The 24,522-nt window shown below is 71.3% G+C and carries 21 protein-coding genes; 14 read left to right on the forward strand and 7 right to left on the reverse strand.

Features of this window, described 5'->3' with window-relative positions:
* Positions 1–222 precede the first annotated feature (222 nt).
* The 5 genes from AB0Q90_RS27450 (at position 223) to metK (ending at position 4,259) form a co-directional block, all read left to right on the forward strand.
* On the forward strand, positions 223–546 hold the full coding sequence (locus tag AB0Q90_RS27450; RefSeq protein ID WP_003977346.1) for an integration host factor: 324 nt from the start codon (positions 223–225) through the stop codon (positions 544–546).
* Between the two features lie 60 nt (positions 547–606).
* Positions 607–1,164 carry a guanylate kinase gene (gmk, locus tag AB0Q90_RS27455; protein WP_363164628.1) on the forward strand — a complete coding sequence of 186 codons (558 nt, stop codon included), beginning with the start codon at positions 607–609 and terminating at the stop codon, positions 1,162–1,164.
* Between the two features lie 53 nt (positions 1,165–1,217).
* Positions 1,218–1,490, forward strand: a complete 273-nt coding sequence (gene rpoZ, locus AB0Q90_RS27460; protein WP_003982715.1) for a DNA-directed RNA polymerase subunit omega — start codon at positions 1,218–1,220, stop codon at positions 1,488–1,490.
* A gap of 119 nt (positions 1,491–1,609) precedes the next feature.
* Positions 1,610–2,812, forward strand: coding sequence for a bifunctional phosphopantothenoylcysteine decarboxylase/phosphopantothenate--cysteine ligase CoaBC (gene coaBC / locus AB0Q90_RS27465; protein WP_363164627.1), 1,203 nt, complete (start codon positions 1,610–1,612; stop codon positions 2,810–2,812).
* A 238-nt stretch (positions 2,813–3,050) separates the two neighbouring features.
* Positions 3,051–4,259, forward strand: a complete 1,209-nt coding sequence (metK, locus tag AB0Q90_RS27470) for a methionine adenosyltransferase (protein WP_363164626.1) — start codon at positions 3,051–3,053, stop codon at positions 4,257–4,259.
* A gap of 60 nt (positions 4,260–4,319) precedes the next feature.
* Here metK and AB0Q90_RS27475 read toward each other — a convergent pair whose 3' ends face one another.
* From AB0Q90_RS27475 to AB0Q90_RS27490, 4 genes are read right to left on the reverse strand one after another with little or no spacing between them, the layout of a single operon-like run.
* Entirely contained in the window at positions 4,320–5,381 is a 1,062-nt protein-coding gene (locus AB0Q90_RS27475) for a hypothetical protein (RefSeq protein WP_363164625.1), read from the reverse strand.
* Positions 5,378–7,303, reverse strand: a complete 1,926-nt coding sequence (locus tag AB0Q90_RS27480) for a hypothetical protein (RefSeq protein ID WP_363164624.1) — start codon at positions 7,301–7,303, stop codon at positions 5,378–5,380. Before AB0Q90_RS27480 ends, AB0Q90_RS27475 begins: the two co-directional genes overlap by 4 nt.
* Positions 7,300–8,001, reverse strand: a complete 702-nt coding sequence (locus AB0Q90_RS27485) for a toll/interleukin-1 receptor domain-containing protein (protein WP_363164623.1) — start codon at positions 7,999–8,001, stop codon at positions 7,300–7,302. Before AB0Q90_RS27485 ends, AB0Q90_RS27480 begins: the two co-directional genes overlap by 4 nt.
* A gap of 43 nt (positions 8,002–8,044) precedes the next feature.
* The gene (locus AB0Q90_RS27490; protein ID WP_363164622.1) at positions 8,045–9,343 is read right to left on the reverse strand and encodes a helix-turn-helix transcriptional regulator; all 1,299 of its coding nucleotides are present in this window, start codon (positions 9,341–9,343) and stop codon (positions 8,045–8,047) included.
* Positions 9,344–9,680: 337 nt separating this feature from the next.
* Between AB0Q90_RS27490 and AB0Q90_RS27495 the strand changes: the two genes are divergently transcribed.
* A complete protein-coding gene (locus AB0Q90_RS27495; protein ID WP_363164621.1) occupies positions 9,681–11,837 on the forward strand; it encodes a primosomal protein N' in 2,157 nt (718 codons plus the stop codon).
* 159 nt (positions 11,838–11,996) lie between these two features.
* On the opposite strand, the gene AB0Q90_RS27500 is transcribed toward AB0Q90_RS27495, so the two are convergent.
* Complete coding sequence (locus AB0Q90_RS27500; RefSeq protein ID WP_363164620.1) at positions 11,997–12,539, reverse strand: hypothetical protein; 543 nt, start codon at positions 12,537–12,539, stop codon at positions 11,997–11,999.
* A gap of 272 nt (positions 12,540–12,811) precedes the next feature.
* Between AB0Q90_RS27500 and fmt the strand changes: the two genes are divergently transcribed.
* Both fmt and AB0Q90_RS27510 read left to right on the forward strand, forming a co-directional pair.
* Positions 12,812–13,744 (forward strand): methionyl-tRNA formyltransferase, encoded by a 933-nt coding sequence (fmt, locus tag AB0Q90_RS27505; RefSeq protein ID WP_363164619.1) that lies wholly within the window; start codon positions 12,812–12,814, stop codon positions 13,742–13,744.
* A gap of 74 nt (positions 13,745–13,818) precedes the next feature.
* Positions 13,819–15,240: a transcription antitermination factor NusB gene (locus AB0Q90_RS27510; RefSeq protein WP_363164618.1), complete on the forward strand. Its 1,422-nt coding sequence runs from the start codon at positions 13,819–13,821 to the stop codon at positions 15,238–15,240.
* A gap of 112 nt (positions 15,241–15,352) precedes the next feature.
* On the opposite strand, the gene AB0Q90_RS27515 is transcribed toward AB0Q90_RS27510, so the two are convergent.
* The gene (locus tag AB0Q90_RS27515; protein WP_363164617.1) at positions 15,353–17,494 is read right to left on the reverse strand and encodes an MMPL family transporter; all 2,142 of its coding nucleotides are present in this window, start codon (positions 17,492–17,494) and stop codon (positions 15,353–15,355) included.
* 160 nt (positions 17,495–17,654) lie between these two features.
* Between AB0Q90_RS27515 and rpe the strand changes: the two genes are divergently transcribed.
* The 6 genes from rpe (at position 17,655) to AB0Q90_RS27545 (ending at position 23,684) form a co-directional block, all read left to right on the forward strand.
* Positions 17,655–18,341, forward strand: a complete 687-nt coding sequence (gene rpe, locus AB0Q90_RS27520) for a ribulose-phosphate 3-epimerase (protein ID WP_363164616.1) — start codon at positions 17,655–17,657, stop codon at positions 18,339–18,341.
* Positions 18,342–18,455: 114 nt separating this feature from the next.
* Positions 18,456–19,466 carry a sugar-binding domain-containing protein gene (locus AB0Q90_RS27525; protein ID WP_363164642.1) on the forward strand — a complete coding sequence of 337 codons (1,011 nt, stop codon included), beginning with the start codon at positions 18,456–18,458 and terminating at the stop codon, positions 19,464–19,466.
* Between the two features lie 133 nt (positions 19,467–19,599).
* On the forward strand, positions 19,600–19,890 hold the full coding sequence (locus tag AB0Q90_RS27530; RefSeq protein WP_363164615.1) for a barstar family protein: 291 nt from the start codon (positions 19,600–19,602) through the stop codon (positions 19,888–19,890).
* A gap of 131 nt (positions 19,891–20,021) precedes the next feature.
* Positions 20,022–21,464, forward strand: coding sequence for a GuaB1 family IMP dehydrogenase-related protein (locus AB0Q90_RS27535; RefSeq protein WP_363164614.1), 1,443 nt, complete (start codon positions 20,022–20,024; stop codon positions 21,462–21,464).
* Between the two features lie 290 nt (positions 21,465–21,754).
* On the forward strand, positions 21,755–23,221 hold the full coding sequence (locus tag AB0Q90_RS27540; RefSeq protein ID WP_363164613.1) for an amino acid permease: 1,467 nt from the start codon (positions 21,755–21,757) through the stop codon (positions 23,219–23,221).
* Between the two features lie 10 nt (positions 23,222–23,231).
* The gene (locus AB0Q90_RS27545) at positions 23,232–23,684 is read left to right on the forward strand and encodes an Lrp/AsnC family transcriptional regulator (RefSeq protein WP_048581051.1); all 453 of its coding nucleotides are present in this window, start codon (positions 23,232–23,234) and stop codon (positions 23,682–23,684) included.
* A 5-nt stretch (positions 23,685–23,689) separates the two neighbouring features.
* On the opposite strand, the gene AB0Q90_RS27550 is transcribed toward AB0Q90_RS27545, so the two are convergent.
* Positions 23,690–24,436 (reverse strand): GntR family transcriptional regulator, encoded by a 747-nt coding sequence (locus AB0Q90_RS27550; RefSeq protein WP_363164612.1) that lies wholly within the window; start codon positions 24,434–24,436, stop codon positions 23,690–23,692.
* Positions 24,437–24,522: the final 86 nt, after the last annotated feature.

Below are 24,522 nucleotides of genomic sequence, written 5' to 3' on the forward strand. Positions count from 1 at the left end.
AGTCTGAATACATCCTCAAATCCGGGGCAGTATGTCAGAAATGTCCGTCCTGACGGAGGCTGACCAGGACTTTTCCTCTGTTCTCGCTGACTCTGGCGGACTTGGCCGCTAGTCTCCGACGAGAGAACGGGCAAGCGTGTTGCTCGTGGCTCCCCAGGTGTGGGGCGACTAGGTTCCTCACCGGTCCGTATCCGACAGTTCAACATCCGAGGTGACGTAGGCGTGGCTCTTCCGCCCCTTACCCCTGAACAGCGCGCAGCCGCGCTCGAAAAGGCCGCCGCGGCTCGCCGGGAGCGGGCCGAGGTCAAGAATCGACTCAAGCACTCCGGCGCCTCCCTTCACGAGGTCATCAAGCAGGGCCAGGAGAACGACGTCATCGGCAAGATGAAGGTCTCCGCCCTCCTTGAATCCCTGCCGGGCGTGGGCAAGGTCCGCGCCAAGCAGATCATGGAGCGACTCGGCATCTCCGAGAGCCGCCGCGTGCGTGGCCTCGGTTCCAACCAGATCGCCTCCCTGGAGCGTGAGTTCGGCAGCACCGGCTCCTGAGCCCGGGCACTGCCGGGAAGGGAGTCCCGGGCACTCCGGGATTGCTGGAATAATCGCTGCATGAGTGAACGTCCGCGGCTGACCGTGCTCTCCGGCCCCTCAGGGGTTGGCAAGAGCACGGTCGTCGCCCATATGCGCAAGGAACACCCCGAGGTCTGGCTCTCGGTGTCGGCGACGACCCGCAAGCCCCGCCCCGGCGAGAAGCACGGAGTCCACTACTTCTTCGTCACCGACGAGGAGATGGACAAGCTGATCGCCAACGGTGAGCTGCTGGAGTGGGCGGAGTTCGCCGGCAACCGCTACGGCACGCCGCGTACGGCGGTGCTGGAGCGACTGGAGGCGGGTGAGCCCGTCCTGCTGGAGATCGACCTCCAGGGCGCCCGACAGGTCCGCGAGTCCATGGCGGAAGCCCATCTGGTGTTCCTGGCTCCTCCCTCCTGGGAGGAGCTCGTGCGCAGGCTCACCGGCCGGGGCACCGAGCCGCCCGAGGTGATCGAGCGTCGCCTGGAGGCGGCGAAGGTCGAGCTGGCGGCCGAGCCGGAGTTCGACGAGACCTTGGTCAACACCTCCGTCGAGGACGTGGCGCGCGAGCTGCTAGCCTTGATGGATGTTGTGTGATCACGAATTCTGTGATCATGCCTGATTCTTTTCCACCCATCGGAAGGTAGAGCGTGTCCTCTTCCATCACCGCGCCCGAGGGCATCATCAACCCGCCGATCGATGAGCTTCTTGAGGCCACCGACTCGAAGTACAGCCTCGTGATCTACGCGGCCAAGCGTGCCCGCCAGATCAACGCGTACTACTCGCAGCTCGGCGAGGGCCTCCTTGAGTACGTCGGTCCGCTGGTGGACACCCACGTCCACGAGAAGCCGCTCTCGATCGCGCTCCGCGAGATCAACGCGGGTCTGCTGACGTCCGAGGCCGTCGAGGGCCCGGCGCAGTAGTACTTTCAGATTGCAGTTGGCTTTTCCACAGGCCCGGCAGCGCGACTGTCGGGCCTGTGGTGTGTGATGGAGTCGTACGCCGGGAGCGCGGCGTGTTTTCCGAGGTCCGGGGAGAGACGGTGGACAAGCCGAAGGTCGTTCTGGGGGTCAGCGGTGGCATCGCCGCGTACAAGGCCTGCGAGCTGCTCAGAAGGCTGACCGAGTCGGGCCACGACGTCCGCGTCGTTCCCACCGCCTCCGCCCTGCACTTCGTCGGCGCGGCCACCTGGTCGGCCCTGTCCGGCAACCCCGTCTCCACCGAGGTGTGGGACGACGTCCACGAGGTGCCGCACGTCCGCATCGGGCAGCACGCCGACCTGGTGGTCGTCGCCCCGGCGACCGCCGACATGCTCGCCAAGGCGGCCCACGGCCTCGCCGACGACCTCCTCACGAACACCCTCCTCACAGCCCGCTGCCCGGTCGTCTTCGCCCCGGCCATGCACACCGAGATGTGGGAGCACCCGGCCACCCAGGAGAACGTGGCGACGCTGCGCCGCCGCGGCGCCGTCGTCATCGAGCCGGCCGTCGGCCGCCTCACCGGCGTCGACACGGGCAAGGGCCGGCTGCCGGACCCCGGCGAGATCTTCGAGGTCTGCCGCCGGGTGCTGGCCCGGGGTGTCACCGAGCCGGATCTCAAGGGACGGCATGTCGTGGTGAGCGCCGGCGGCACCCGCGAGCCCCTCGACCCCGTCCGCTTCCTCGGCAACCGTTCCTCCGGCAAGCAGGGCTACGCCCTTGCCCGCACCGCCGCCGCCCGGGGCGCCCGGGTGACGCTGGTCGCGGCCAACACGGGCCTGGCCGACCCGGCGGGCGTCGACGTCGTCCAGGTCGGCACGGCGGTGCAGCTGCGCGAGGCGGTGCTGAAGGCGGCCGCGGACGCCGACGCCGTCGTGATGGCGGCGGCGGTCGCGGACTTCCGCCCCGCCGCCTACGCCGCCGGAAAGATCAAGAAGAAGGACGGCCAGGAGCCCGAGCCCATCGTCCTGGTGCGGAATCCGGACATCCTTGCGGAGATCTCGGCCGAGCGTGCCCGCCCCGGTCAGGTGGTCGTCGGATTCGCCGCCGAGACCGACGACGTGCTGGCCAACGGCCGGGCAAAGCTGGAACGCAAGGGCTGCGACCTCCTCGTGGTGAACGAGGTGGGGGAGCGCAAGACCTTCGGCTCCGAGGAGAACGAGGCCGTGGTGCTGGGCGCCGACGGCACCGAGAAGCCCATACCGCACGGCCCCAAGGAAGCCCTGGCCGAAACAGTGTGGGATCTCGTCGTCGAACGCCTGAGCTGAATGTTGCATTCGGCCCACGGACCCTGAAACCCCGCACATTGGGGCGTGGCGCCCCTGGTCAAGCCCGCTCGGGATTGGGCAGAATGCCCGTGCCGCAGGTCACAGCGCTCCCGAGAGGCGAGACAGGTGGGCCCGCGGCCGAGCGCGACCGATAAACTGTTCTCGGATGACGCCGGGCGCAGCCCCCGTCCCGTCCGCCAATGATCAGCCAGCAGCCGCTGCAACCCCAGGGAGCGTTGTGTCCCGTCGCCTGTTCACCTCGGAGTCCGTGACCGAGGGTCACCCCGACAAGATCGCTGACCAGATCAGCGACACCATTCTCGACGCGCTTCTGCGCGAGGACCCGACCTCCCGGGTCGCCGTCGAGACGCTGATCACCACCGGCCTGGTGCATGTGGCCGGAGAGGTCACGACCAAGACGTACGCGGACATCGCGACGCTGGTCCGCAACAAGATCCTTGAGATCGGCTACGACTCGTCGAAGAAGGGCTTCGACGGCGCCTCCTGCGGCGTCTCGGTGTCGATCGGCGCGCAGTCCCCGGACATCGCGCAGGGTGTCGACACGGCGTACGAGTCCCGGGTCGAGGGCGATGAGGACGAGCTGGACAAGCAGGGCGCGGGCGACCAGGGCCTGATGTTCGGCTACGCCACCGACGAGACGCCGACGCTGATGCCGCTGCCGATCTTCCTGGCGCACCGCCTGTCGAAGCGGCTGTCCGAGGTCCGCAAGAACGGCACCATCCCCTACCTGCGCCCGGACGGCAAGACGCAGGTCACCATCGAGTACGACGGCGACAAGGCGGTCCGCCTGGACACGGTCGTCGTCTCCTCGCAGCACGCGTCCGACATCGACCTGGAGTCGCTGCTCGCCCCCGACATCCGCGAGTTCGTCGTGGAGCCGGAGCTGAAGGCGCTCCTGGACGAGGGCATCAAGCTGGACACCGACGGCTACCGCCTGCTGGTCAACCCGACCGGCCGCTTCGAGATCGGCGGCCCGATGGGCGACGCCGGCCTGACCGGCCGCAAGATCATCATCGACACCTACGGCGGCATGGCCCGCCACGGCGGCGGCGCCTTCTCCGGCAAGGACCCGTCCAAGGTCGACCGCTCGGCCGCGTACGCGATGCGCTGGGTCGCCAAGAACGTCGTCGCCGCCGGTCTGGCCTCGCGCTGCGAGGTGCAGGTCGCGTACGCGATCGGCAAGGCCGAGCCGGTCGGTCTCTTCATCGAGACCTTCGGCACCGCCAAGGTCGACGCGGAGAGGATCGAGAAGGCCATCGACGAGGTCTTCGACCTGCGTCCGGCGGCCATCATCCGCGACCTGGACCTGCTGCGCCCGATCTACGCCCAGACCGCCGCGTACGGCCACTTCGGCCGTGAGCTGCCCGACTTCACGTGGGAGCGCACGGACCGCGTGGAGGCGCTGCGGAAGGCTGTGGGGCTGTAAGCCTCTGAAGTCGTGGGCGAGGCCCGGTTCCCTGGTGGGGAGCCGGGCCTCGCCGCCGTTCTAGGCCTCGGCGGCGGGCCCCAGGCCGGTCGAGGGCGGCTCGGGTTCCTCCCCGTCCGCGTCTTCGTCCTCGGCCGGTGACGGGGCGAAGCGCCTGCGGATCTCCTCGGCCACGTCCTTGTCCTTGATGGCCATGGCCACCTGCTCGGCGAGCAGCACGCAGTCGTCCGCCCCGGGCGAGAAGCCCAGCCCTTGCATGAAGTCGGTGAACTGGTCGGCCGGACCGCGCTCCGCCTCCACCTCCGCCCCCGTGACCGGAACCTCTGAGAAGGCTTCCGGCACCAGGTGCCGGAAGGGCTCGGCGACGCGCTCGTTGTTGGCTGCCGAGGAGAGCTGGGCGAGGAGCCCGATGTCCTGGACCGTCTTCTCCACGTGGTCCTCGTTCTTGGCGAGCCACCAGACGACGGCACGCCCTGTGTCCCGCAGGACATCCTCGCCGAGATAGGCCCGCCGGTTCTTCTCCCACTTGCGCTCGTGCTCCCAGAGCTCCTCGTCCTTGCGGATCGCGGCGAGACGGTCCAGCCGGCGCTGGTCCTCCTCGGAGAGCCGGAGGACGACATCGAGGGCCATCACCCGGATGTGTCCCGTGCGGTCGTGGCGCATCTCCGCCAGCGCGCCGCTCAGTTCGTGCTGGACCAGGGAGCTGCGGAACGGGTCACGGCCCGCGGTGAGCTCTCCGGCGCGGGCGAGGACGGCCTCCACCGCCAGGCCTCCGTGGTGGACACCGGTCTCCTGCGCATAGGGCTTCTCGGGACACCAGCGGACCGTCGCGGACAGCAGGAAGTCGTAGTCGTCCAGGGCGCTGGGCAGCGCGACGTCCCTCACGGACAGCTCGCGGCGTTCCACCTCCGGCACGGGCGGTGCCGTGACGGTGTCCGGGAACAGCTTCCCCCGGTTCGACCGGGACGCGGTGGCCGTCGCCCCCGCCCAGGAGGCGCCGAGGAGGAGGACGGCGACGGGCCAGGCCCACAGCGGCCAGGAGACGTACAGGCCGAGGATCAGAACGAGCATCGAGCTGATCAACATCAGAAAGACGGACACGGTCTTCTGACCCGAACTCATGATGGTGATTCCTCCTGTGGCTTGGTCCGTCGTGACAGGCCGGCGCGCTGCACCTCGTGGATCCTGGCCAGCAGGAGGGAGGTCTGTTCGGCGGAGAGGGACCTTCTGGCCGTGGCGTAGACCTGGCTGAGGGCGGGGTGGTCGTCGGCGGCGGCGTCGATGAGCACGTTCAGGGCGTGCGGGAGGAGCGTCGGGTCCTCTGCCCGGTCCACCTCGGCGATCCACCGCTGGAGACGGGCCGGCCGGATCGTGCTGTCGGTGTGCCGGAACACGGCGGTCCAGCACACGGTGAGCCAGTCCCGGGTCACGGCTCCGCGCAGGAAGGCGTGCGGGGGCCGGGTCGGCAGGGCGAGGAGGTCGAGGAAGAGCCGGGCGTCGAATTCTCTGTACTCGGGCTTGGCCGGGGGGTGAACGGCCAGGCGGAAGAGGAGATGGCGCTGGAGATGGACGTCCTGGGCCACGAATCCCAGCAGGGCGTCACGGGCCCTGCGGCGCCCGTCAGGCTCTCGTCGGCCCAGCTGGTGCAGCCGGACCACTGCCTGTTCCGGGTACTGGACCGCCATGACCTGCGCGCACACCTCGACCAGGACCCGGCGGAGCCCGTCCCCCATCGGACTGACCGACCAGCGGTAGATCTCCGCCCGGAACGTCGAGCCGGTGTCCTCGTTCCGCACACCCCAGCTGAGGAGCTCCGCGGCGGCACGCTGGTAGGCGGAGCGTTTGTCGTCTCTCTCCGCCCACTCGGAGGCGATGGGCATCAGGCCGGCCAGTCCGTCCGTGGCCCGGAACAGCTCGGCGAAGCGCTCGACGAGGCGCTCGTGGTCGACCGGGCGCAGCTGCGGCAGGGTGAGCACCTCGTCCACCCAGTGCCGCAGCGGCTCGCGGAGATCCGGCATGTTCAGCCAGAAGTGACGGCGCACGGCATCGTCGTAGCGAAGCTGTTCGAAGTGCGCGCAGGACAAGGCGTCACGGGTCGCCGCCACCTTCCGCAGGCGCTCTGCCAGTCCCTTGTGCTCCAGGAGCGGGCGGTCGTCCGGGGGGATGCCCAACTGCTGCTGAAGCTTCGCCGCCGCGTGGTGAACGGCGTCCACGGGTGCCCCGTGCAGCATGGCGACCGTCAGGAGCAGCGCGCGCTGGGAGCCCTTCCGCAGAGCGGGGACGAAGGAGTCCACCTCATGGGACCGGGTGGCCTGAGCCGCGATCGCGAGCTCGTACCACTCGGCGAAGGAGCCGCCGCGCTGGAGCGTCTCGCGTGCCTCCAGCATGAGGTCGGCCAGCCGGGCCAGTTCGCGCATGGGCGGGTGGACGGCGAGATACTCCCCGAGGGCGGGCGGAGGCGGCTCCCGATCACGCGTGTCGACGCCGTGGGCGCGCAGGTGGGAGGCGATCACTCGCAGGCCGTCGGGACGGCTGACCGTCCTGCGGTACTCGGTGAAGTCCGGACTCAGCTGGTACGCGTGCGGCAGCACGACGGCGAGGTGGGCCTGCTGGTCCAGGAGGACCTTGTAGAAGCCGAGGAGTCTGTCGTGGTGCTGCTTCCATACGGCCTCACCCGACGCCGACAGGTCCAGCAGCATCCGGTCCCCCTCCCCGACGAGATCGGGGGAGAGGACCTCGTTTGCCCTGCCCACCTCCGTGGTGTCGATCTCGTGGTACGTTCCCGCGCCGCGCGGAAGCTCCCGCAGCAGCACGCGTGCCGCCGTGGTCCGGCCGTTGCCCGGGGTGCCGTCGAGGAAGACGATGCGGTGCTCCGCCAGCGTGTCGTAGGCGTCGTTGATGCCCTGCGGGCGGGTGAACCGGCGCTGGAGGCTGCGTAGTTGGTGCTCGGCGACCTTCCGGGCAGGTGTGGGCGGCGTAGTGAGGAGCTGGCCGACGTAGACGTTGTACTGGTCGCGGAAGTGTGGCTCGGGAGCCTCGGTCATCGTTCGTCGTCCTCGGCCCTGGGCGTGGTGCCGAAGTTCTGGCGGATGCCTCCGTGGTTGTCCCCCGCCACGTAGTTCGCGCCGTCGCCGCTCTGGTGGACGTGGTGCTGTGATTCGTCGGGGCCGATGTGGATGGGGCTGTTCGTGGCCTGGCCCACCTGGATCGCCTGCGAGTGGTGCAGGTCGCCGGTGGCGTTGGTGGTGGCCGCGGGTGCGTCCGGCTCGGCGGACGTACGGTCGGCTGCCGCGAGGGCCGGGACCAGGGCCGCGAGGCTGTCGCCGATGTGCTTCAGGTCGCGTTCGTCGTTCTGATGGTCGTAGCGCAGCGTCTGGCAGTCGGGGAGCCAGAGCAGGGAGTCGGGGAGGTCGCGCTTGGCCGGTCGTTCCGTGCGCCTGCCGATGAGCACCGGGATGATCCGGATGTCGTAGCGGTAGGCCTCCAGGATCTCCTTGGTGACCCAGTCGTCGTCGTTGCCGAGGACAGGTTTGTCCAGCCAGCGGTCGCCGATGAGGGCGAGGAGGACCGAGCTGTGGCGCACATTGGTGATCAGGTCGTCGTCGAACCGGTCGCCGGGTGAGATCGACCGGCTGGCGCGGTAGACGCGCTCGTTGCCGAAGCGGGCGCGCAGCGCGTTGTCGAGGGTCGCGGCGGCCTGCTCGCCGTCGCCGGTGCGGTAGTTGATGAAGATTTCGGGCATGACGGAACGACCTCTCTGCTGGAAAGGGGAGGGACGGCGTCGGTCAGAGTTCCGACGGCGTGAGGGCGGCGGTGAGCGGGGCCGCGACGGCCCGGTAGGCGGGCTGACGGGGGTGGCGGCCCAGGACCCGGGCGAGGCGGCGCAGATCGGTGGCGACGGTCTCGGAGCCCACGCAGGCCGTGTGCCGCAGCAAGTGCCCGGTCAGTTCGCAGGCGTGCTCGATCTCTCCGGCCCGGGCGTGGGCCAGGGCGCGCCGGACGCCGTAACGGGCCTGGTTCCGCAGGGCGTGGGCCGGCAGACGGGCGCACTGGGCGTCGAGGATGTCGGCTGCCTCACGGGGCCTGCCCAGGTCCACGAGGCACCAGCCGGTCACCATGGAGACCGGGTCGGCGAGGTGGGCCGAGCCGAGGACGGGTGCGTTCGGCTCGGGTTCCTCGGCCGCCGCGCGGCCGAAGAGCACACGGGCCTGGTCGAGTCGGCGCATGCAGGCGTCGTAGTCACCCTCCAGGGCGTGCCCCTGGCCCGCGCGCTGTGCCGCCAGAGCACGGATGCGGGGCGGGAGCCGCCCGGAGAGGGCGCCTTCGGCCAGGGCGACGGCGTCGGCCGGTTCTCCCCGGTAGTAGGAGATGAGGGCGCGGCGGACCAGTGCGTACGAGGCCAGCCGGCGGTCGCCCGCGCCGTGGGCGATGTCCACGGCGTGGTCCGTCCAGCGGGCGGCCGCGGCTTCGTCGCCCGCCTCCTGCGCCATCCAGCCGGTGAACTCCGCGAAGCGTGCCGCGAGGACCAGCAGGCCCTGTGTCGTACGGCTGTCCGTACGGGTGGCCAGGGCGCGCAGGGCGTTCGTCTGCTCGGCGAGCGCCGGCAGCAGGGCTCGCGGCGGTGACATCTGGCCGATGCGGCGGTACTGGTCGAACAGGAGGCGGTATGCGTCCAGCAGTGGCTGCCCGGTCGGCTCGGGCTGAGGCGGTGCGGTGGCCGCGATGCCGAACGCGGACATCGCTCCCGCCGTGATCAGTTGCCGACGGGTCGGTGGCGGTGGGGCGGCTTCGGCCGGCTTGCGGGGTTCGCCTCGCATGACTCCTGCCTGGTCGGGGGCGTGGGACAGGGCGGTCCGGCGGCGGCGTGGGTGGGGGGTGGCGAGGGCTTCGAGCGTGCCGCCCGCGTCGAGGGCCGCGTCGCACAGGCGGGCGAACTCGGGCGTCGCTCGTTGCCGGCCCGTTTCCACCTTGCTGACCTGGCCCTTGCTGTAGTGCACCGAAGCGGCGAACTGGGCCAGCGTGAGCCCGGCGGTCATGCGTAAGCGGCGCAGTTCGGCGCCGAACACAGGTGGCTGCTCCAGCATGTGATCCCCCCTCATGCCGACGCCGCCGACGATCCGGGCCGTCCGTCGTCGCGTTCCAGCGTCGGCCGGTGCGGTGGTCCGGGCAAGGCGGTCGGCGGAGTTTCGTGTTTCCAGTTCTGATACCGGCCCGGAGGCCGGATCCAAGCGTCCGGGGCTGGGTTCGGGCCGGATCGTGGGAGGGAAATGGCCGGACGGTCGGACTTGCGGTTCTCTACGTTCGTGATCTCGGGGGAGTCGGCGTCCGCCCGGCGAAAGCGCCGCTCGGTGGGCGTGGTCCGCGGCCGGGGCGATCCAGGGCGGGCGTCGGTTGTCAGTGGTGTTTGGTAAGAATGCAAGCGTGAGCAGCGATAACGGGCAGAGCGGTGGTGGCGCCGAAGGAGCGCCGCCCGAGCAGCTCGCGCTGATTCGGGAGAGTGTGCGCAAGGCCAAGGAGCCCCGGGCCAAGCCCCGGACGTGGCGGGGGGCCGCGCTGGCGGAGCAGCTGCCGGTTGCGCGGGTACTGGTCGACAAGGGTGTGCTGCATCTCGATCGGTATTTCGATTACGCCGTGCCGGCGGAGCTGGACGCGGACGCGCAGCCGGGGGTGCGGGTGCGGGTGCGGTTCGGGGCCGGGCGGCATCGGGTGCGGGACGGGCGGCGTGAGGGCGGGGGGCTCATCGACGGGTTCCTCGTGGAGCGGCTCGCCGAGTCCGACTACTCCGGGCCGCTGGCGGCGCTGGCGCAGGTGGTGTCGCCGGAGCGGGTGCTCAGTGAGGAGCTGCTGGGCCTCGCGCGGGCGGTCGCGGACCGCTACGCGGGGAGTCTCGCCGATGTGCTTCAGCTCGCCGTGCCGCCGCGCAACGCGCGGGCCGAGCAGCGGCCCTCGCCGGAGCCCCGGCCGGCGCCGACGGCGCCCGAGGCGGGGTCCTGGCGGCGGTACGAGCACGGGGCCGCGTTCCTGGAGTCGCTGGCCTCGGGAGGGGCGCCGCGTGCCGTGTGGAACGCGTTGCCCGGGCCCGAGTGGGCCGACGAGCTGGCCCGGGCGGTTGCCGCAACCCTCGCCTCCGGGCGGGGGGCGCTGGTCGTGCTGCCGGACGGACGGGCCGTCGCGCGGGCCGACGCCGCGCTGACCTCGCTGCTGGGGGAGGGGCGGCACGCCGTGCTCACCGCCGACGCCGGGCCCGAGAAGCGGTACCGGGAGTGGCTGGCGGTACGGCGGGGCTCCGTACGGGCCGTCGTGGGGACGCGCGCCGCCATGTTCGCGCCGGTGCGGGACCTCGGACTGGTCGCCATCTGGGACGACGGGGACGACAGCCACAGCGAGCCGCACGCGCCGCAGCCGCATGCGCGCGATGTGCTGCTGCTGCGGGCCGCCCAGGACAAGTGCGGCTTCCTGCTGGGCAGCTGGAGCTGCACCGTGGAGGCCGCGCAGCTCGTGGAGAGCGGGTGGGCGCGGCCGCTCGTCGCCGCCCGGGAGCACGTACGGGCCGCGGCTCCGCTGGTGCGGACCGTCGGGGACACCGATCTCGCCCGGGACGAGGCCGCGCGCGCCGCTCGGCTGCCCTCGCTCGCCTGGCAGGCCGTCAGGGACGCGCTGCGGCAAGGGCCCGTGCTTGTTCAGGTGCCGCGCCGGGGGTACGTGCCGCGGATGGCGTGCGCCAACTGCCGGGCCCCCGCGCGCTGTCGGCACTGCTCCGGGCCGTTGGAGGCGCAGGACGCGGATGCGCTGCGGTGCGGGTGGTGCGGGCGTGAGGAGGCCGCCTGGCACTGTCCGGAGTGCGGTTCCTTCCGGCTGCGGGCGCAGGTGGTCGGGGCGCGGCGGACCGCGGAGGAGCTCGGGCGGGCGTTTCCCGCCGTGCCGGTGCGGACCTCCGGACGTGAGCATGTCCTGGACACGGTGCCGGGCGCGCCCGCGCTCGTCGTGAGCACGCCCGGGGCCGAGCCGGTCGCCGAGGGCGGGTACGCGGCGGCGCTGCTGCTGGACGGGTGGGCCATGCTCGGGCGGCCCGATCTGCGGGCCGGGGAGGACGCGTTGCGGCGATGGATCGCGGCCGCCTCGCTGGTGCGGCCGCAGGGCGCCGGGGGGACCGTGGTCGTCGTTGCCGAGCCGACCCTGCGGCCCGTGCAGGCACTGGTGCGATGGGATCCCGTCGGCCATGCGGTGCGGGAGCTGGCCGAGCGGGCCGAGCTGGGCTTTCCGCCGGTGTCGCGGATGGCGGCCGTGTCGGGGGCGACGGAGGCGGTCGGGGAGTTTCTGCGGGCCGTGGAACTGCCTCGGGATGCCGAGGTGTTGGGCCCGGTGCCGCTGCCCGTCACGGCCGCGGGGCGGCCACGGAGGACCGGGGCGCCGCCGGCGGGGGAGCACTGGGAGCGTGCGCTGATCCGGGTGCCGCCGGGGAGCGGGTCCGCGCTGGCGGCGGCGCTGAAGGCGGCGCAGGCGGCTCGGATGGCCCGCGGCGGTGCGGGCGGGGAGGCCGCGGTGCGGGTTCGGGTCGATCCGCCTGACATTGGGTGAGGTGCGGTGGCGGGGGTGGTGCGGGCCCTGGCTTCCGGATGTGGGCGCAGGCGGCTCGGACGGCTCGCGCCGTGAGGGCGGGAAGGCAGGGACGCTGGCGTGCTGTCGCGGCCCCTGTCCTCCCGATGTCGGCGCGGGAGGACAGAGGGGCTGGGGGTGTCAGCCGTTGCGGGGGCCGGGGAAGGCCGTGGGTCTTGCCTCGTCGCGGAGGACGGGGCTGCCCGCCGTCGGCTGGGTCGGCATGGACCTGGCCGCGGGGACCGTCGGCACCGAGGGGATGCCGGTGTTGACGTTGACCGTGCGGCTGCCCGTCGGCTCGGTCGTCCGCTCGGCCTCGGCGGCGGCCTGGGTCGCGGCGCGGCGGGCGCCGTAGCGGCGGTGGACCGCCTGCTTGGTGACGCCGAGGGCGGAGCCCACCGCGTCCCACGAGAAGCCGAGTGAACGGTCGAAGTCCACGGCGGCCGTGACCAGGGTCTCGACACTGTCCCGCAGCTCCTGGGCGAGACGAACCGTCGGGGCGGGGGCGCGTCCGTAGACGACGAAGCCTGTGGACGGGCCGGAGCGGCGCGGGCGGTAGACGTTGCCCAACTGGGCGGTGAGGGTGCGCAGTGCGTCCACCTGCCGGCGGACCCGCTCGATGTCCCGCACCAGCAAGTGCAGGCTGGCCCGAGCCTGGGCGTCGTGGGTTGCGTGGTCGGCCATGAACAAGCCTCTCGAACCGGCGTTGAAAAGGATGGGGCCGCGCGATGTGCGGCCCACTGTGGTCAACTCTTTCTTGACCAACGCGTTTACGCTCCGCTGGTCACGCAGCGGGGGCGTGGTGGCATATGCGTGCGCCGTAGTGCGCCTGTTCGCGCCTCGGCCTTCGGCCGGCTCTCCTGTGGGGGTTCTCGCCGTCGGCGGCTCCTCCTTGGTGGTCATAGACTTGGGGGCTGCCCGTCACTCGTTTCCGCCCGAGAGGCCCTTACCCGCCCATGAAGCTCGTCTTCGCCGGTACCCCCGAGGTCGCCGTTCCCGCTCTGGACGCTCTGATCGCCTCCGGGCGGCACGACGTGGCCGCCGTCGTCACGCGGCCCGACGCGCCGGCCGGGCGGGGGCGGAGGCTGGTCGCGTCTCCCGTGGCCGAGCGGGCCGAGGAGGCCGGGATCGAGGTGCTGAAGCCCGCCAAGCCGCGGGACCCCGAATTCCTGGAGCGGCTCAGGGAGATCGCGCCGGACTGCTGCCCCGTCGTCGCATACGGAGCGCTGCTGCCGCGCGTCGCCCTCGACATCCCGGCCCACGGCTGGGTCAACCTGCACTTCTCGCTGCTGCCCGCCTGGCGCGGCGCCGCTCCCGTGCAGCACGCCATCATGGCGGGCGACGAGATCACGGGTGCGTCCACGTTCCTCATCGAGGAAGGGCTGGACTCCGGTCCCGTCTACGGCACCGTCACCGAGGAGATCCGGCCCACCGACACCGCCGGAGACCTCCTGACGCGGCTCGCGTTCGCGGGGAGCGGGCTGCTCGCCGCGACCATGGACGGGATCGAGGACGGCACGCTGAAGGCCGTACCGCAGCCGGGCGACGGCATCACCGTCGCCCCGAAGATCACCGTCGAGAACGCCCAGGTGGACTGGGCCACGCCCGCGTTGCGCGTGGACCGGGTGGTGCGCGGGTGCACCCCGGCGCCCGGCGCCTGGACCGTCTTCCGGGGCGAGCGGCTCAAGCTCATCCAGGTCACGCCGGTGCCGCAGCGCACCGACCTGGCCCCGGGCGAACTGTCCGTCGGCAAGAACAGCGTCCACGTCGGTACCGGCTCCTACGCCGTGGAGCTGCTGTGGGTGCAGGCCCAGGGCAAGAAGCCGATGCGGGCGGCGGACTGGGCGCGCGGTGTGCGCATCGGGGAAGGCGAGCGCGTGGGCGCCTGACCGGCCGCGCACCGGGCAGGGGCGAGACGTACGCTGGACGCACACTTCATCCAGCAATCCGGAGCACCTTTTTCGTGAGCGACACCTCCCGTCGGCCCCGCAAACCCGGCAAGCCCTACCGTCGGCCCCAGAAGGACCCCGTCCGCATCCTTGCCTTCGAGGCCCTGCGGGCCGTGGACGAGCGGGACGCCTACGCCAACCTCGTTCTGCCGCCCCTGCTGCGAAAGGCGCGGGAGAAGGGGGACTTCGACGGCCGGGACGCCGCCCTGGCGACCGAGCTCGTCTACGGCACGCTGCGGCGGCAGGGGACGTACGACGCCGTCATCGCCGCGTGTGTCGACCGGCCGCTCAGGGAGGTCGACCCGCCGGTGCTCGACGTGCTGAGCCTCGGCGCGCACCAGTTGCTGGGGACACGGATCCCGACGCACGCCGCGGTGTCCGCCTCCGTCGAGCTCGCCCGCGTCGTCCTCGGCGACGGGCGGGCCAAGTTCGTCAACGCCGTGCTGCGCAAGATCGCCCAGCACGATCTCGACGGGTGGATCGAACAGGTCGCCCCGCCCTACGACGAGGACCCCGAGGACCACCTCGCCGTGGTGCACTCGCATCCGCGCTGGGTCGTCTCCGCGCTGTGGGACTCGCTCGGCGGCGGACGCGCCGGCATCGAGGAGCTGCTGGAGGCCGACAACGAGCGTCCTGAGGTGACTCTGGTCGCCCGGCCCGGGCGGGCCACGACCGAGGAACTCCTCGACGAGGACGCCGCGGTGCCGGGGCGCTGGTCGCCGTACGCCGTGCGGCTGGCCGAGGGCGGCGAGCCCGGTGCCATCGAGGCCGTACGGGAGGGGCGTGCGGGGGTGCAGGACGAGGGCAGTCAGCTCGTCGCCCTCGCGCTGGCCAACGCGCCGCTCGAAGGGAGCGACGCGCGCTGGCTCGACGGGTGTGCCGGGCCGGGCGGCAAGGCCGCGCTGCTCGCCGCGCTGGCCGCGGAGCGCGGTGCCGTACTGCTGGCCTCCGAGAAGCAGCCGCACCGGGCGGGACTGGTCGCCAAGGCGCTGGCCGGGAACCCGGGGCCGTATCAGGTCATCGCCGCCGACGGGACCCGGCCGCCGTGGCAGGCCGGCGCCTTCGACCGCGTGCTCATGGACGTGCCGTGCACCGGGCTCGGCGCGCTGCGGCGGCGGCCGGAGGCGCGGTGGCGGCGGCGGCCGGAGGATCTTGAGGGGTTCGCGCCGCTGCAGCGGGCCCTGCTACGGACCGCGCTTGAGTCCGTGCGGGTCGGGGGCGTCGTCGGGTACGCCACGTGTTCCCCGCACCTCGCCGAGACGCGGGCGGTCGTGGACGACGTGCTCAAGCAGTTCCCCTCGGCGGAACTCATGGACGCGCGGCCGTTGATGGCCGGCGTGCCGCATCTGGGGGACGGGCCCGATGTGCAGCTGTGGCCGCATCTGCACGGGACCGACGCGATGTATCTGGCGTTGATCCGGCGGACGGCGCCGTAGCGGAGGCGGGCGCGGGTCCGCCGTCGCTTGTCGCTCCCCCACGCTCGGCTTCGCTCGCGCGGGAGGGACCCCCACCGCGGCGGAGCCGCACATCGAGACAGCCCCGCGCCCCTCAGGGCGTTTGGCTCACCGATTCCTTCTCCGCGGACGGCGTCTCCGCGCCGTCGTGGCGGGCCAGCTCATGCGGCCACCACACCTTCTTCCCCACGTCCAGGAACAGCGCCGTGACCAGGACCGACCGCACGATGAAGGTGTCCAGGAGCACGCCCAGCGCCACCGCGAAGCCGATCTCGGCGAAGGCGACCATCGGGAGCGTGCCCAGGGCGGCGAAGGTGCCGGCCAGGACCAGGCCCGCGGAGGTGATGACCGCGCCGGTCGCGGCGAGGCCGGTCACCGTGCCCTGGCGGGTGCCCTGGCGGGCCGCCTCCTCGCGGATCCGGGTGGTCAGGAAGATGTTGTAGTCGATGCCCAGGGCGACCAGGAAGACGAAGACGAACAAGGGGAAGTCCGTCGTCTCGCCCGCGTAGTCGAACAGGTACCGGAACGCGAGCGCACTGATCCCGAGGGCCGCGGCGAACGACAGGATCACCGTTCCGATCAGCAGCAGTGGGGCGATCAGGGCGCGTAGCAGCACGCACAGGATCAGCAGGACGACCACCAGCACCAGCGGGATGATCACTATGTTGTCGCGCGTGGTCGCCTCGTCCATGTCCAGCAGGGCTGCCGTACCGCCGCCGACCTGCGCGTCGGCGTCCGGCACCGCGTGCACGGCGTCCCGGACCCGCTCCACCGTCTGCTTCGCGGCCTCGCTGTCGGCGGGGTCGGACATCGTGGCCTCGAAGAGGACCTTGCCCTCGAAGGAGGGTTTGGTGCCCGCCGGCAGGCCCAGGGATTCGGGAACCACGCCCTCGGTCTCCGCGACGGCCCGGCCGACTTCCTGGGCCTGCGCCTGGTTGCTGATGATGACCAGCGGATCGCCGCTGCCCGCCGGGAAGTAGCGCGCCGAGACCTCCTGGCCGGTGATCGAGTCCGGCTTGTCGGTGAAGGCGTCCGCGTTGCTGATGCCCTCGGCACGCATCTGGATCAGGCCGAGGGAGCAGATCGCCAGGGTCACCGCCGTGACACCCCAGACCATGCGCGGACGGACGGCGAAGCGGCGGCCCATGCGGGCCCAGAGTCCGCTGTCGGCCGGGTTCGGGGTGCCGAGGTGCGGGATCGCCGGCCAGAAGATCCAGCGGCCGCAGATCACCAGCATGGCGGGGAACAGGGTCATCATCGCCAGCAGGGCGACCGCCACGCCGATGGCCGCCACCGGGCCGAGACCCCTCGTCGAGTTCATCTCGGCCGCCAGCAGCACCAGCATGCTCAGGACGACGGTCGCGCCGGAGGCGATCACGGCCGGGCCGGCGCGGTGCAGGGCCAGCGCCATCGCCTCGTGCCGGTCCTCGTGGCGGCGCAGCTCCTCCCGGTAGCGGGCGACGAGCAGCAACGCGTAGTCCGTGCCCGCCCCGAAGACGAGGACGGTGAGGATGCCCGCGCTCTGGCCGTTGACCGTCAGGCCCGCATGCTCGGCGAGCAGGTAGATCAGGGCCTGCGAGGTGAACAGGGCGGCGATCACGGCGAGCAGCGGGACCAGCAGGAGCGTGGGGCTGCGATAGGTGATCAGCAGCATGACGATGACGACCGCCATCGCCGAGAGCAGCAGGGTGGAGTCGATGCCCTCGAAGGCCTCGGCGAAGTCGGCCGAGGTGCCGCCCGGGCCCGTGATGTGCACGGCGAGGCCGTTCCCGCCCTCGCCGACGTCCTCCCGGATGGAGTCGACCGCGGGCGCGATCCGCTCCCAGCCCTTCTCGTCCATCGTGATCGGCACATAGATCTGTGCGGCGCGGGGATCGGTCTCCCGGTCGTAGACCGGGCCGCGGGTCTCGTCGCCGCGGATGCCGTGGTCGGAGAGCTGCTTGAGCTGCTGGACGTCCTCCTCGATGGCCGCCCTGTCCGCGGCGGTGAGCCCGCTCTCCCGGGCATAGACGACGACCGCGGGTATCTGTTCGGGCCTGAAGTCCTCGGAGATCTCCAGCACTTGGGTGGACTCGGCCGAGCCGGGCAGCCAGGAGGCGGCGTCGTTGTCCTGGGCATCGGTGAGTTTCTGGGCGAACGGCGCCGTAAGGAACAGCAGGATGAGCCACAGCACCAGTACGACCCACTTGGCCCGTCGTCCACAGACGAAGTGGGCGACACCCCGGTCACTCCGCATGGAAACCTCCGCACCGGCCCCCGAGGGGCGCGAGGCTGTACTTGACTTGCGGCTGCCGCTGCGTGGGCGCGACCAGCCACATACAACCCGCAGACGGCCCAAAACCGCCACCCCCCATACCCCCGCCGCTCAACTTCGGCGGAGCGCATACGCTTGGGTCATGGCCGCGCAGATCAATCCCAGCATTCTGTCCGCCGACTTCGCCCGCCTCGCGGACGAGGCGAAGGCGGTCGAAGGAGCCGACTGGCTCCACGTCGACGTCATGGACAACCATTTCGTCCCGAACCTCACGCTCGGTGTGCCGGTCGTAGAGTCGCTCGCCCGTGCGACGGACACTCCGCTGGACTGCCATCTGATGATCGAGGCCCCCGATCGGTGGGCGCCCCAGTACGTCGAGGCGGGGGCCGGTTCCGTCACCTTCCACGTCGAGGCCGCCGCCGCGCCCGTGCGTCTGGCCCGCGAGATCCGCGCCAAGGGGGCCCGTGCCTCCATGGCGCTCAGGCCCGCGACGCCCATCGAGCCGTACGAGGACCTGCTCCCCGAGCTCGACATGCTGCTGATCATGACGGTCGAACCGGGCTTCGGGGGCCAGGCGTTCCTCGACATCATGCTCCCGAAGATTCGCCGGACCCGCGAGTTGATCAGCAAGCACGGCCTTGAGCTGTGGCTTCAGGTCGACGGCGGGGTCTCGGCCTCGACGATCGAGCAGTGCGCGGAGGCGGGCGCGGACGTCTTCGTGGCCGGTTCGGCGGTGTACGGGGCTCAGGACCCCGCCGAAGCGGTCCGCGCCCTGCGTGCACAGGCGGAAACCGTGTCCAAGTCCGCGGCCTGGGCATGCGACCACTGAGCCAAGGGAACGTGAACGGCGCCCATCAGGGCTGATCAAGCGCGCCGGATCTGCAAGGATGAACGGCGAATCCAGAGTGTGAACAGCAGTAGTGAGGAGATCGCCGTGTCGGGTATGTCGGCGGGCCGGTCAGCCATGCGGATGGGACCCGCTGAGCTGGTGCAGGCGGCGGCCATGGCCCGCCGCTTCTACCTTGAGGGCAAGTCCAAGATCCAGATCGCGGAGGAGTTCGGCGTCAGCCGCTTCAAGGTGGCCCGGGTCCTGGAGACCGCTCTTGAACGGGATCTCGTGCGTATCGAGATCCGAGTCCCCGCCGAGCTGGACGCAGAGCGCTCGGACGCGCTGCGCGCCCGCTACGGCCTGCGGCATGCCGTCGTGGTGGAGTCCCCGGCGGAGGCCGAGGAGTCTCCCGATCCGGAGAACCTGGGAGAAGTGGCCGCCGATCTGCTCGGCGAGCTGGTGAACGAAGGTGATGTGCTGGGGCTGGCCTGGGGCCGGTCCACCATCCACATGGCGGCCGCCCTCGACCGGCTGCCGCCGTGCACGGTCGTGCAGTTGACGGGCGTGTACGACGCCGGCACCGCCGAGCGCGGCTCGGTGGAGGCGGTCCGCCGGGCGGCCCAGGTCTCGGGCGGCGACGCCCACCCCATCTACGCGCCGATGCTGCTGCCGGACGCGGCCACCGCGGCGGCGCTGCGCAACCAGACCGGGATCGCCCGGGCCTTCGAGTACTTCGACAAGGTCACGGTCGCCTGTGTCTCCATCGGCTCCTGGGAGCCGGGCATCTCCACGGTGCACGACATGCTCAGCGACCAGGAGCGGGCGCACTACGCCTCGCTCGGCGTCGCCGCCGAGATGTCGGCGCACCTCTTCGATGCCGACGGCCGCCGGATCGGCCGTGACCTGGGGGAGCGGTGTATCACGGTCAAGGCCGACCAGCTCCGCCGTATCCCCGAGGTCGTGGCGATCGCGGGCGGGCAGCGGAAGGCGGCCGCGATCGACGCGGTGCTGCGCTCCGGGCTCGTCACCAGCCTGGTGACGGACACGGCGGCGGCGGACGTCCTGATGACGGCCGGGCCGACGCCGAAGCCGGCGCTGAACCGGGCCGACCCGGACGGCCTCTGACGGAAGGTCATGACGGGAGCGCCCCGGGGGCGGGGGCCGTGGCGGCATCGGTGGCATGCTGCTGCGGTTCGCTCCCGGGGCGCTGCTCTGTGTGCACCGACATTCACCACGACTCGTTCAGGGCGGTACTGAGATGACGGAAGTCCTGGCCACGCTGGACCTCGCGGGGGTCACCGACAAGGCGGGGCTGATGGACCGGTGCCTGCGGGACCTGGGGCTGCCGGACTACTTCGGCCGCAACTGGGACGCGCTGGCCGACGTCCTGTCGGATCCCGGCCTGTGGCCCGAGGACGCCGTCGTGGTCGTCGTACGGAACTGGCAGCTGTTTGCCGGGGCGCGTCCGGAGGAGTGGGAGATCGCCCGTGAGGTGTTCTCGCAGGCCTCCGCGGTCACCGTGGCCCTTGCGCTTGGAGGATCCTCCTAACGGCGTCTGACCAGCCTGGATGAACAGACTGTGTATGGCATTCCGGCCGACATGGGACAATGAAGTACGTGCTCTTTCCCCCTGGCTGACCTGTCCGGGGGCCACCTTTGATCGACTGGGATGTGCAGCACGTGCGTTTCCTCAATGACATCCAGCCCGCGTACGACCTGACGTACGACGACGTGTTCATGGTGCCGAGCCGCTCCGCGGTCGGCTCGCGGCAGGGCGTGGACCTCAGCTCCCCGGACGGCACGGGCACCACGATTCCGCTCGTCGTCGCCAACATGACCGCCATCGCCGGCCGCCGTATGGCCGAGACGATGGCCCGGCGCGGCGGCCTGGTGGTCATCCCGCAGGACATCCCGATCGACGTCGTCACCGATGTCGTCTCCTGGGTCAAGAGCCGCCACCACGTCCTCGACACCCCGATCGTGCTGGCCCCGCACCAGACCGTCGCCGACGCGCTGGCGCTGCTGCCCAAGCGCGCGCACAACGCCGGTGTCGTCGTGGACGAGGACCACAAGCCGGTCGGCGTGGTCACCGACGCCGACCTGACCGGCGTGGACCGCTTCACGCAGCTCGCCGAGGTCATGTCCCGCGACCTGCTGCTGCTCGACGCGGACATCGACCCCCGCGAGGCCTTCAACACCCTCGACCACCACAACCGGCGCTACGCCCCGGCCGTGGACGCCGACGGCAAGCTCGCCGGCATCCTCACCCGCAAGGGCGCCCTGCGCGCCACGCTGTACACGCCCGCCGTGGACGCGAACGGCAAGCTGCGCATCGCCGCCGCCGTCGGCATCAACGGCGACGTGGCCGGCAAGGCCAAGCAGCTGCTGGACGCCGGTGTCGACACGCTCGTCATCGACACGGCGCACGGCCACCAGGAGTCGATGATCAGCGCGATCAAGGTGGTGCGCGCGCTCGACCCGCAGGTCCCGATCGTGGCGGGCAACATCGTCGCCGCCGAGGGTGTGCGCGACCTCATCGAGGCGGGCGCGGACATCATCAAGGTCGGTGTCGGCCCCGGCGCCATGTGCACCACCCGCATGATGACCGGCGTGGGCCGGCCGCAGTTCTCGGCGGTGCTGGAGTGCGCAGCCGAGGCGAAGAAGTACGGCAAGCACGTGTGGGCGGACGGCGGCGTCCGGCACCCGCGTGACGTGGCGATGGCGCTGGCCGCCGGTGCGTCCAACGTGATGGTCGGCTCCTGGTTCGCGGGCACCTACGAGTCGCCGGGCGACCTCCAGCACGACGCCCAGGGCCGCGCCTACAAGGAGTCCTTCGGCATGGCCTCCGCGCGTGCCGTGCGCAACCGCACCTCGGAGGAGTCCGCCTACGACCGCGCCCGCAAGGCGCTGTTCGAGGAGGGCATCTCCACCTCGCGCATGTTCCTCGACCCGGCCCGTCCGGGCGTCGAGGACCTGATCGACTCGATCATCGCGGGCGTCCGCTCGTCCTGCACCTACGCCGGTGCCGGCTCCCTTGAGGAGTTCGCCGAGAAGGCCGTCGTCGGCATCCAGAGCGCCGCCGGCTACGCCGAGGGCAAGCCGCTGCACGCCAGCTGGAGCTGACGCACAGTCCGTCCGAACGGCCCCCGTCGAACACGACGGGGGCCGTTCGCGTTTCCGGGTCCGGAAGGGCCCCGCGCAACGGTCGACAGCCGTCGTGCAACGAACGCCCGCCCAGCCCCGATCAACGCAATGATCATCCGGGCACACGCAAGGTTGCTGCATTACAACGGCAACGCCCCAGCTCATAGGCTGTCGCCTCGTACGTGGCGTGGCGGGGACCCCGCTCGGTGGGTTCCCGCAGTATCCGCCTGGTCTCCGTCGCGCAGTCGCAGCGACGAAGGAGTCAGCGCGTGCTCGATCAAGGCACACCCCCGCAGCAGACACAGGCCGCACCCCCGTCCCCGGGGCTCGGCGCGCGTCTGATGCGTCGCAAGCCCGTGGAACACCTGGTCGCCGAGGGCGGCCAGGGTGAGGGAGGCTCGCTGCGGCGCTCCCTCGGACTGTGGCAGCTCACCATGATCAGCATCGGTGCCACCCTCGGCACCGGCATCTTCGTCGTCCTCGGCGACGCCGTCCCCGAGGCCGGCCCGGCCGTCACCCTGGCGTTCGTCATCGCCGGTCTCACGGCCCTGTTCTCGGCGCTGTCGTACGCCGAGCTGGCGGGCAGCATCCCGGTCGCGGGCTCCTCGTACTCGTATGCGTACGCAACCATGGGCGAACTCGTCGCCTGGGTCTGCGGCTGGTGCCTGGTGCTGGAGTACGGCGTGTCCGTGGCCGCCGTCGCCGTCGGCTGGGGCGAGTACCTCAACGAGCTGCTCGACGGGACCATAGGGGTCACCATCCCGGCCGCGCTGTCCTCGGCGCCCGGCGAGGGCGGCATCATCAACCTGCCCGCCCTGATCGTCGTCCTGCTGGCGATGGTGTTCCTGCTCGGCGGCGTCCGCGAGTCCGCCCGCGCCAACACGATCATGGTCGCCGTGAAGATCGCCGCCCTGGTGCTGTTCTGCGCCGTCGGCTTCATGGGCTTCAAGTCCGGCAACTACGAGGACTTCATGCCGCTCGGCATGGCCGGCGTCAGCGCCGCCGGTGCCACGCTGTTCTTCTCCTACATCGGCTTCGACGCCGCCTCCACCGCCGGTGAGGAGGCGAAGAACCCCAAGAAGGACCTGCCCCGGGCGATCATGCTGTCGCTGATCATCGTGACCGTGCTGTACGTCCTCGTCGCCGCTGTCGCCGTCGGCGCCTGGAACTGGACGAAGTTCGAGGGCTCCGAGGCCTCCCTCGCCGCGATCATGAACGACGCCAGCGGCCAGACCTTCTGGGGCACCCTGCTCGCCCTCGGCGCGGTCATCTCCATCGCGAGCGTCGTCCTGACCGTCCTCTACGGCCAGACCCGCATCCTCTTCGCGATGTCCCGCGACGGCCTGGTGCCCAAGGCGCTCGGCAAGGTCCACCCGAAGACCGGCGCGCCCCGCCTCAACACGGTCATCGTGTCCGCCTTCTGCGGTGTGCTCGCCGCGCTGATCCCGCTGGGCAAGCTGGTCGACGCCACCAGCATCGGCACGCTGTTCGCCTTCGCCCTGGTCAACATCGCGGTGATCGTCCTGCGTTACAAGCGCCCGGAGCTGGAGCGCACGTTCAAGGTGCCCTTCGGGCCGGTCCTGCCGGTCCTGGGCTTCCTGTTCTGCGCGTACAACATGTTCAGCCTCGACACCGTCACCTGGGTGGTCTTCGGGTTCTGGATGGCCGCCGGTCTCGTGTTCTACTTCGTGTACGGCTTCCGCCGTTCCCGTCTTGCCACAGCAGAAACGAAGTGAACCACCCGCAGTGCTGAACGATCTCGACGAACGCATCGTGCACGCCCTCGCCGAGGACGCCCGCCGCTCCTATGCGGACATCGGGCAACTCGTCGGCCTGTCCGCGCCCGCCGTGAAGCGGCGCGTGGACCGGCTGCGCGCGACCGGAGCCATCACCGGCTTCACCGTACGGGTCGACCCGTCGGCGCTCGGCTGGGAGACCGAAGGGTTCGTCGAGATCTACTGCCGGCACAACACCTCGCCGGACACCATCCGGCGAGGTCTGGAGCGGTACCAGGAGGTCGTGGCCGCGTCCACCGTGACCGGGGACGCGGACGCGGTCGTACAGGTCTTCGCCTCCGACATGCGGCACTTCGAGCGGGTCCTGGAGCGGATCGCCGGGGAGCCGTTCGTGGAACGGACCAAGTCGGTGCTGGTGCTGTCGCCGCTGCTGCGGCGCTTCTCCTCCGGGTCACCGACCTGACGGTCCTACAGCGCGTCGCCCGTCTTCCGGGCCAGCGCGTTGTTCCCTATCGAGTTGTGCACGCTGAAGCTCACCGCGTCCGAGCGGTAGCGGTCGTCCGACCACTCCACCGGGCGGCCCTCGCGGGTCGTGGTCACACGGCGGACCCGTAGCAGCGGGCTGGTGCGGCGGATGCCGAGCAGTTCCGCGTCCTGGGCGCCCGCCGCCACCGCGTCGATGACATGCTCGCCGTAGGCGAAGACCAGACCGGTGTCCTCGAACAGGCGCTGGGTGACGGACGGACAGTCCGGCTCGATGGACGCGACGGCGGGGGAGATCCAGTCCGCGTACACGGTCCGCTCCAGCAGGACCGGCTCGCCGTCCAGCCCGCGCAGTCGCAGGACCTGCAACACCTCGGTACCCACGGCCAGTTGGAGGCGCCCGGCGTCCTCGGCGGTGGCCGGGCGGAACTGCTGTGCCACCACGTGCCCGGTCGCCTCGCGGCCCATAGCGCGGGCCCACTGGGCGAAGCTGCGCAGCTCGGCGAAGCTCTGGCTGCGGCGGCCGGCCAGCACCACGCGCCGGGCGCCCTGGCGCGAGCCGATCAGCCCCTCGGCGGTGACTGCCGCCAGCGCCTGCCGGACGGTGCCGCGCGAGACGCCGTAGCGGGCCGCGAGTTCCGTCTCGGCGGGCAGCAGACTGCCGACGGTGTACTCCTCGCGGTCGATCGCCCGGCGCAGTTCGTCGGCGATCTCCTCGTGTCGCGCCGCCATGCTTCCCCTCTGGTTCGGTTGCTGTGCACAGCGTGATCAGCGTAATCGACTTCCGTGGTTGATCCGTGTCAGCCGGGACTGTGCAC

This window comes from Streptomyces sp. NPDC079141 (genome assembly GCF_040686775.1).
Lineage (GTDB): Bacteria > Actinomycetota > Actinomycetes > Streptomycetales > Streptomycetaceae > Streptomyces.

What these genes read in the sequence shown, in the direction of transcription:
- AB0Q90_RS27515 (WP_363164617.1), bottom strand. Translation starts at nt 17,494, where the DNA reads ATGCGGAGTGACCGGGGTGTCGCCCACTTCGTCTGTGGACGACGGGCC.
- rpe (WP_363164616.1), top strand. Translation starts at nt 17,655, where the DNA reads ATGGCCGCGCAGATCAATCCCAGCATTCTGTCCGCCGACTTCGCCCGC.
- AB0Q90_RS27480 (WP_363164624.1), bottom strand. Translation starts at nt 7,303, where the DNA reads ATGACCGAGGCTCCCGAGCCACACTTCCGCGACCAGTACAACGTCTAC.
- fmt (WP_363164619.1), top strand. Translation starts at nt 12,812, where the DNA reads ATGAAGCTCGTCTTCGCCGGTACCCCCGAGGTCGCCGTTCCCGCTCTG.
- AB0Q90_RS27490 (WP_363164622.1), bottom strand. Translation starts at nt 9,343, where the DNA reads ATGCTGGAGCAGCCACCTGTGTTCGGCGCCGAACTGCGCCGCTTACGC.
- gmk (WP_363164628.1), top strand. Translation starts at nt 607, where the DNA reads ATGAGTGAACGTCCGCGGCTGACCGTGCTCTCCGGCCCCTCAGGGGTT.
- AB0Q90_RS27500 (WP_363164620.1), bottom strand. Translation starts at nt 12,539, where the DNA reads ATGGCCGACCACGCAACCCACGACGCCCAGGCTCGGGCCAGCCTGCAC.
- AB0Q90_RS27530 (WP_363164615.1), top strand. Translation starts at nt 19,600, where the DNA reads ATGACGGAAGTCCTGGCCACGCTGGACCTCGCGGGGGTCACCGACAAG.
- AB0Q90_RS27525 (WP_363164642.1), top strand. Translation starts at nt 18,456, where the DNA reads ATGTCGGCGGGCCGGTCAGCCATGCGGATGGGACCCGCTGAGCTGGTG.
- AB0Q90_RS27550 (WP_363164612.1), bottom strand. Translation starts at nt 24,436, where the DNA reads ATGGCGGCGCGACACGAGGAGATCGCCGACGAACTGCGCCGGGCGATC.
- AB0Q90_RS27475 (WP_363164625.1), bottom strand. Translation starts at nt 5,381, where the DNA reads ATGAGTTCGGGTCAGAAGACCGTGTCCGTCTTTCTGATGTTGATCAGC.
- AB0Q90_RS27485 (WP_363164623.1), bottom strand. Translation starts at nt 8,001, where the DNA reads ATGCCCGAAATCTTCATCAACTACCGCACCGGCGACGGCGAGCAGGCC.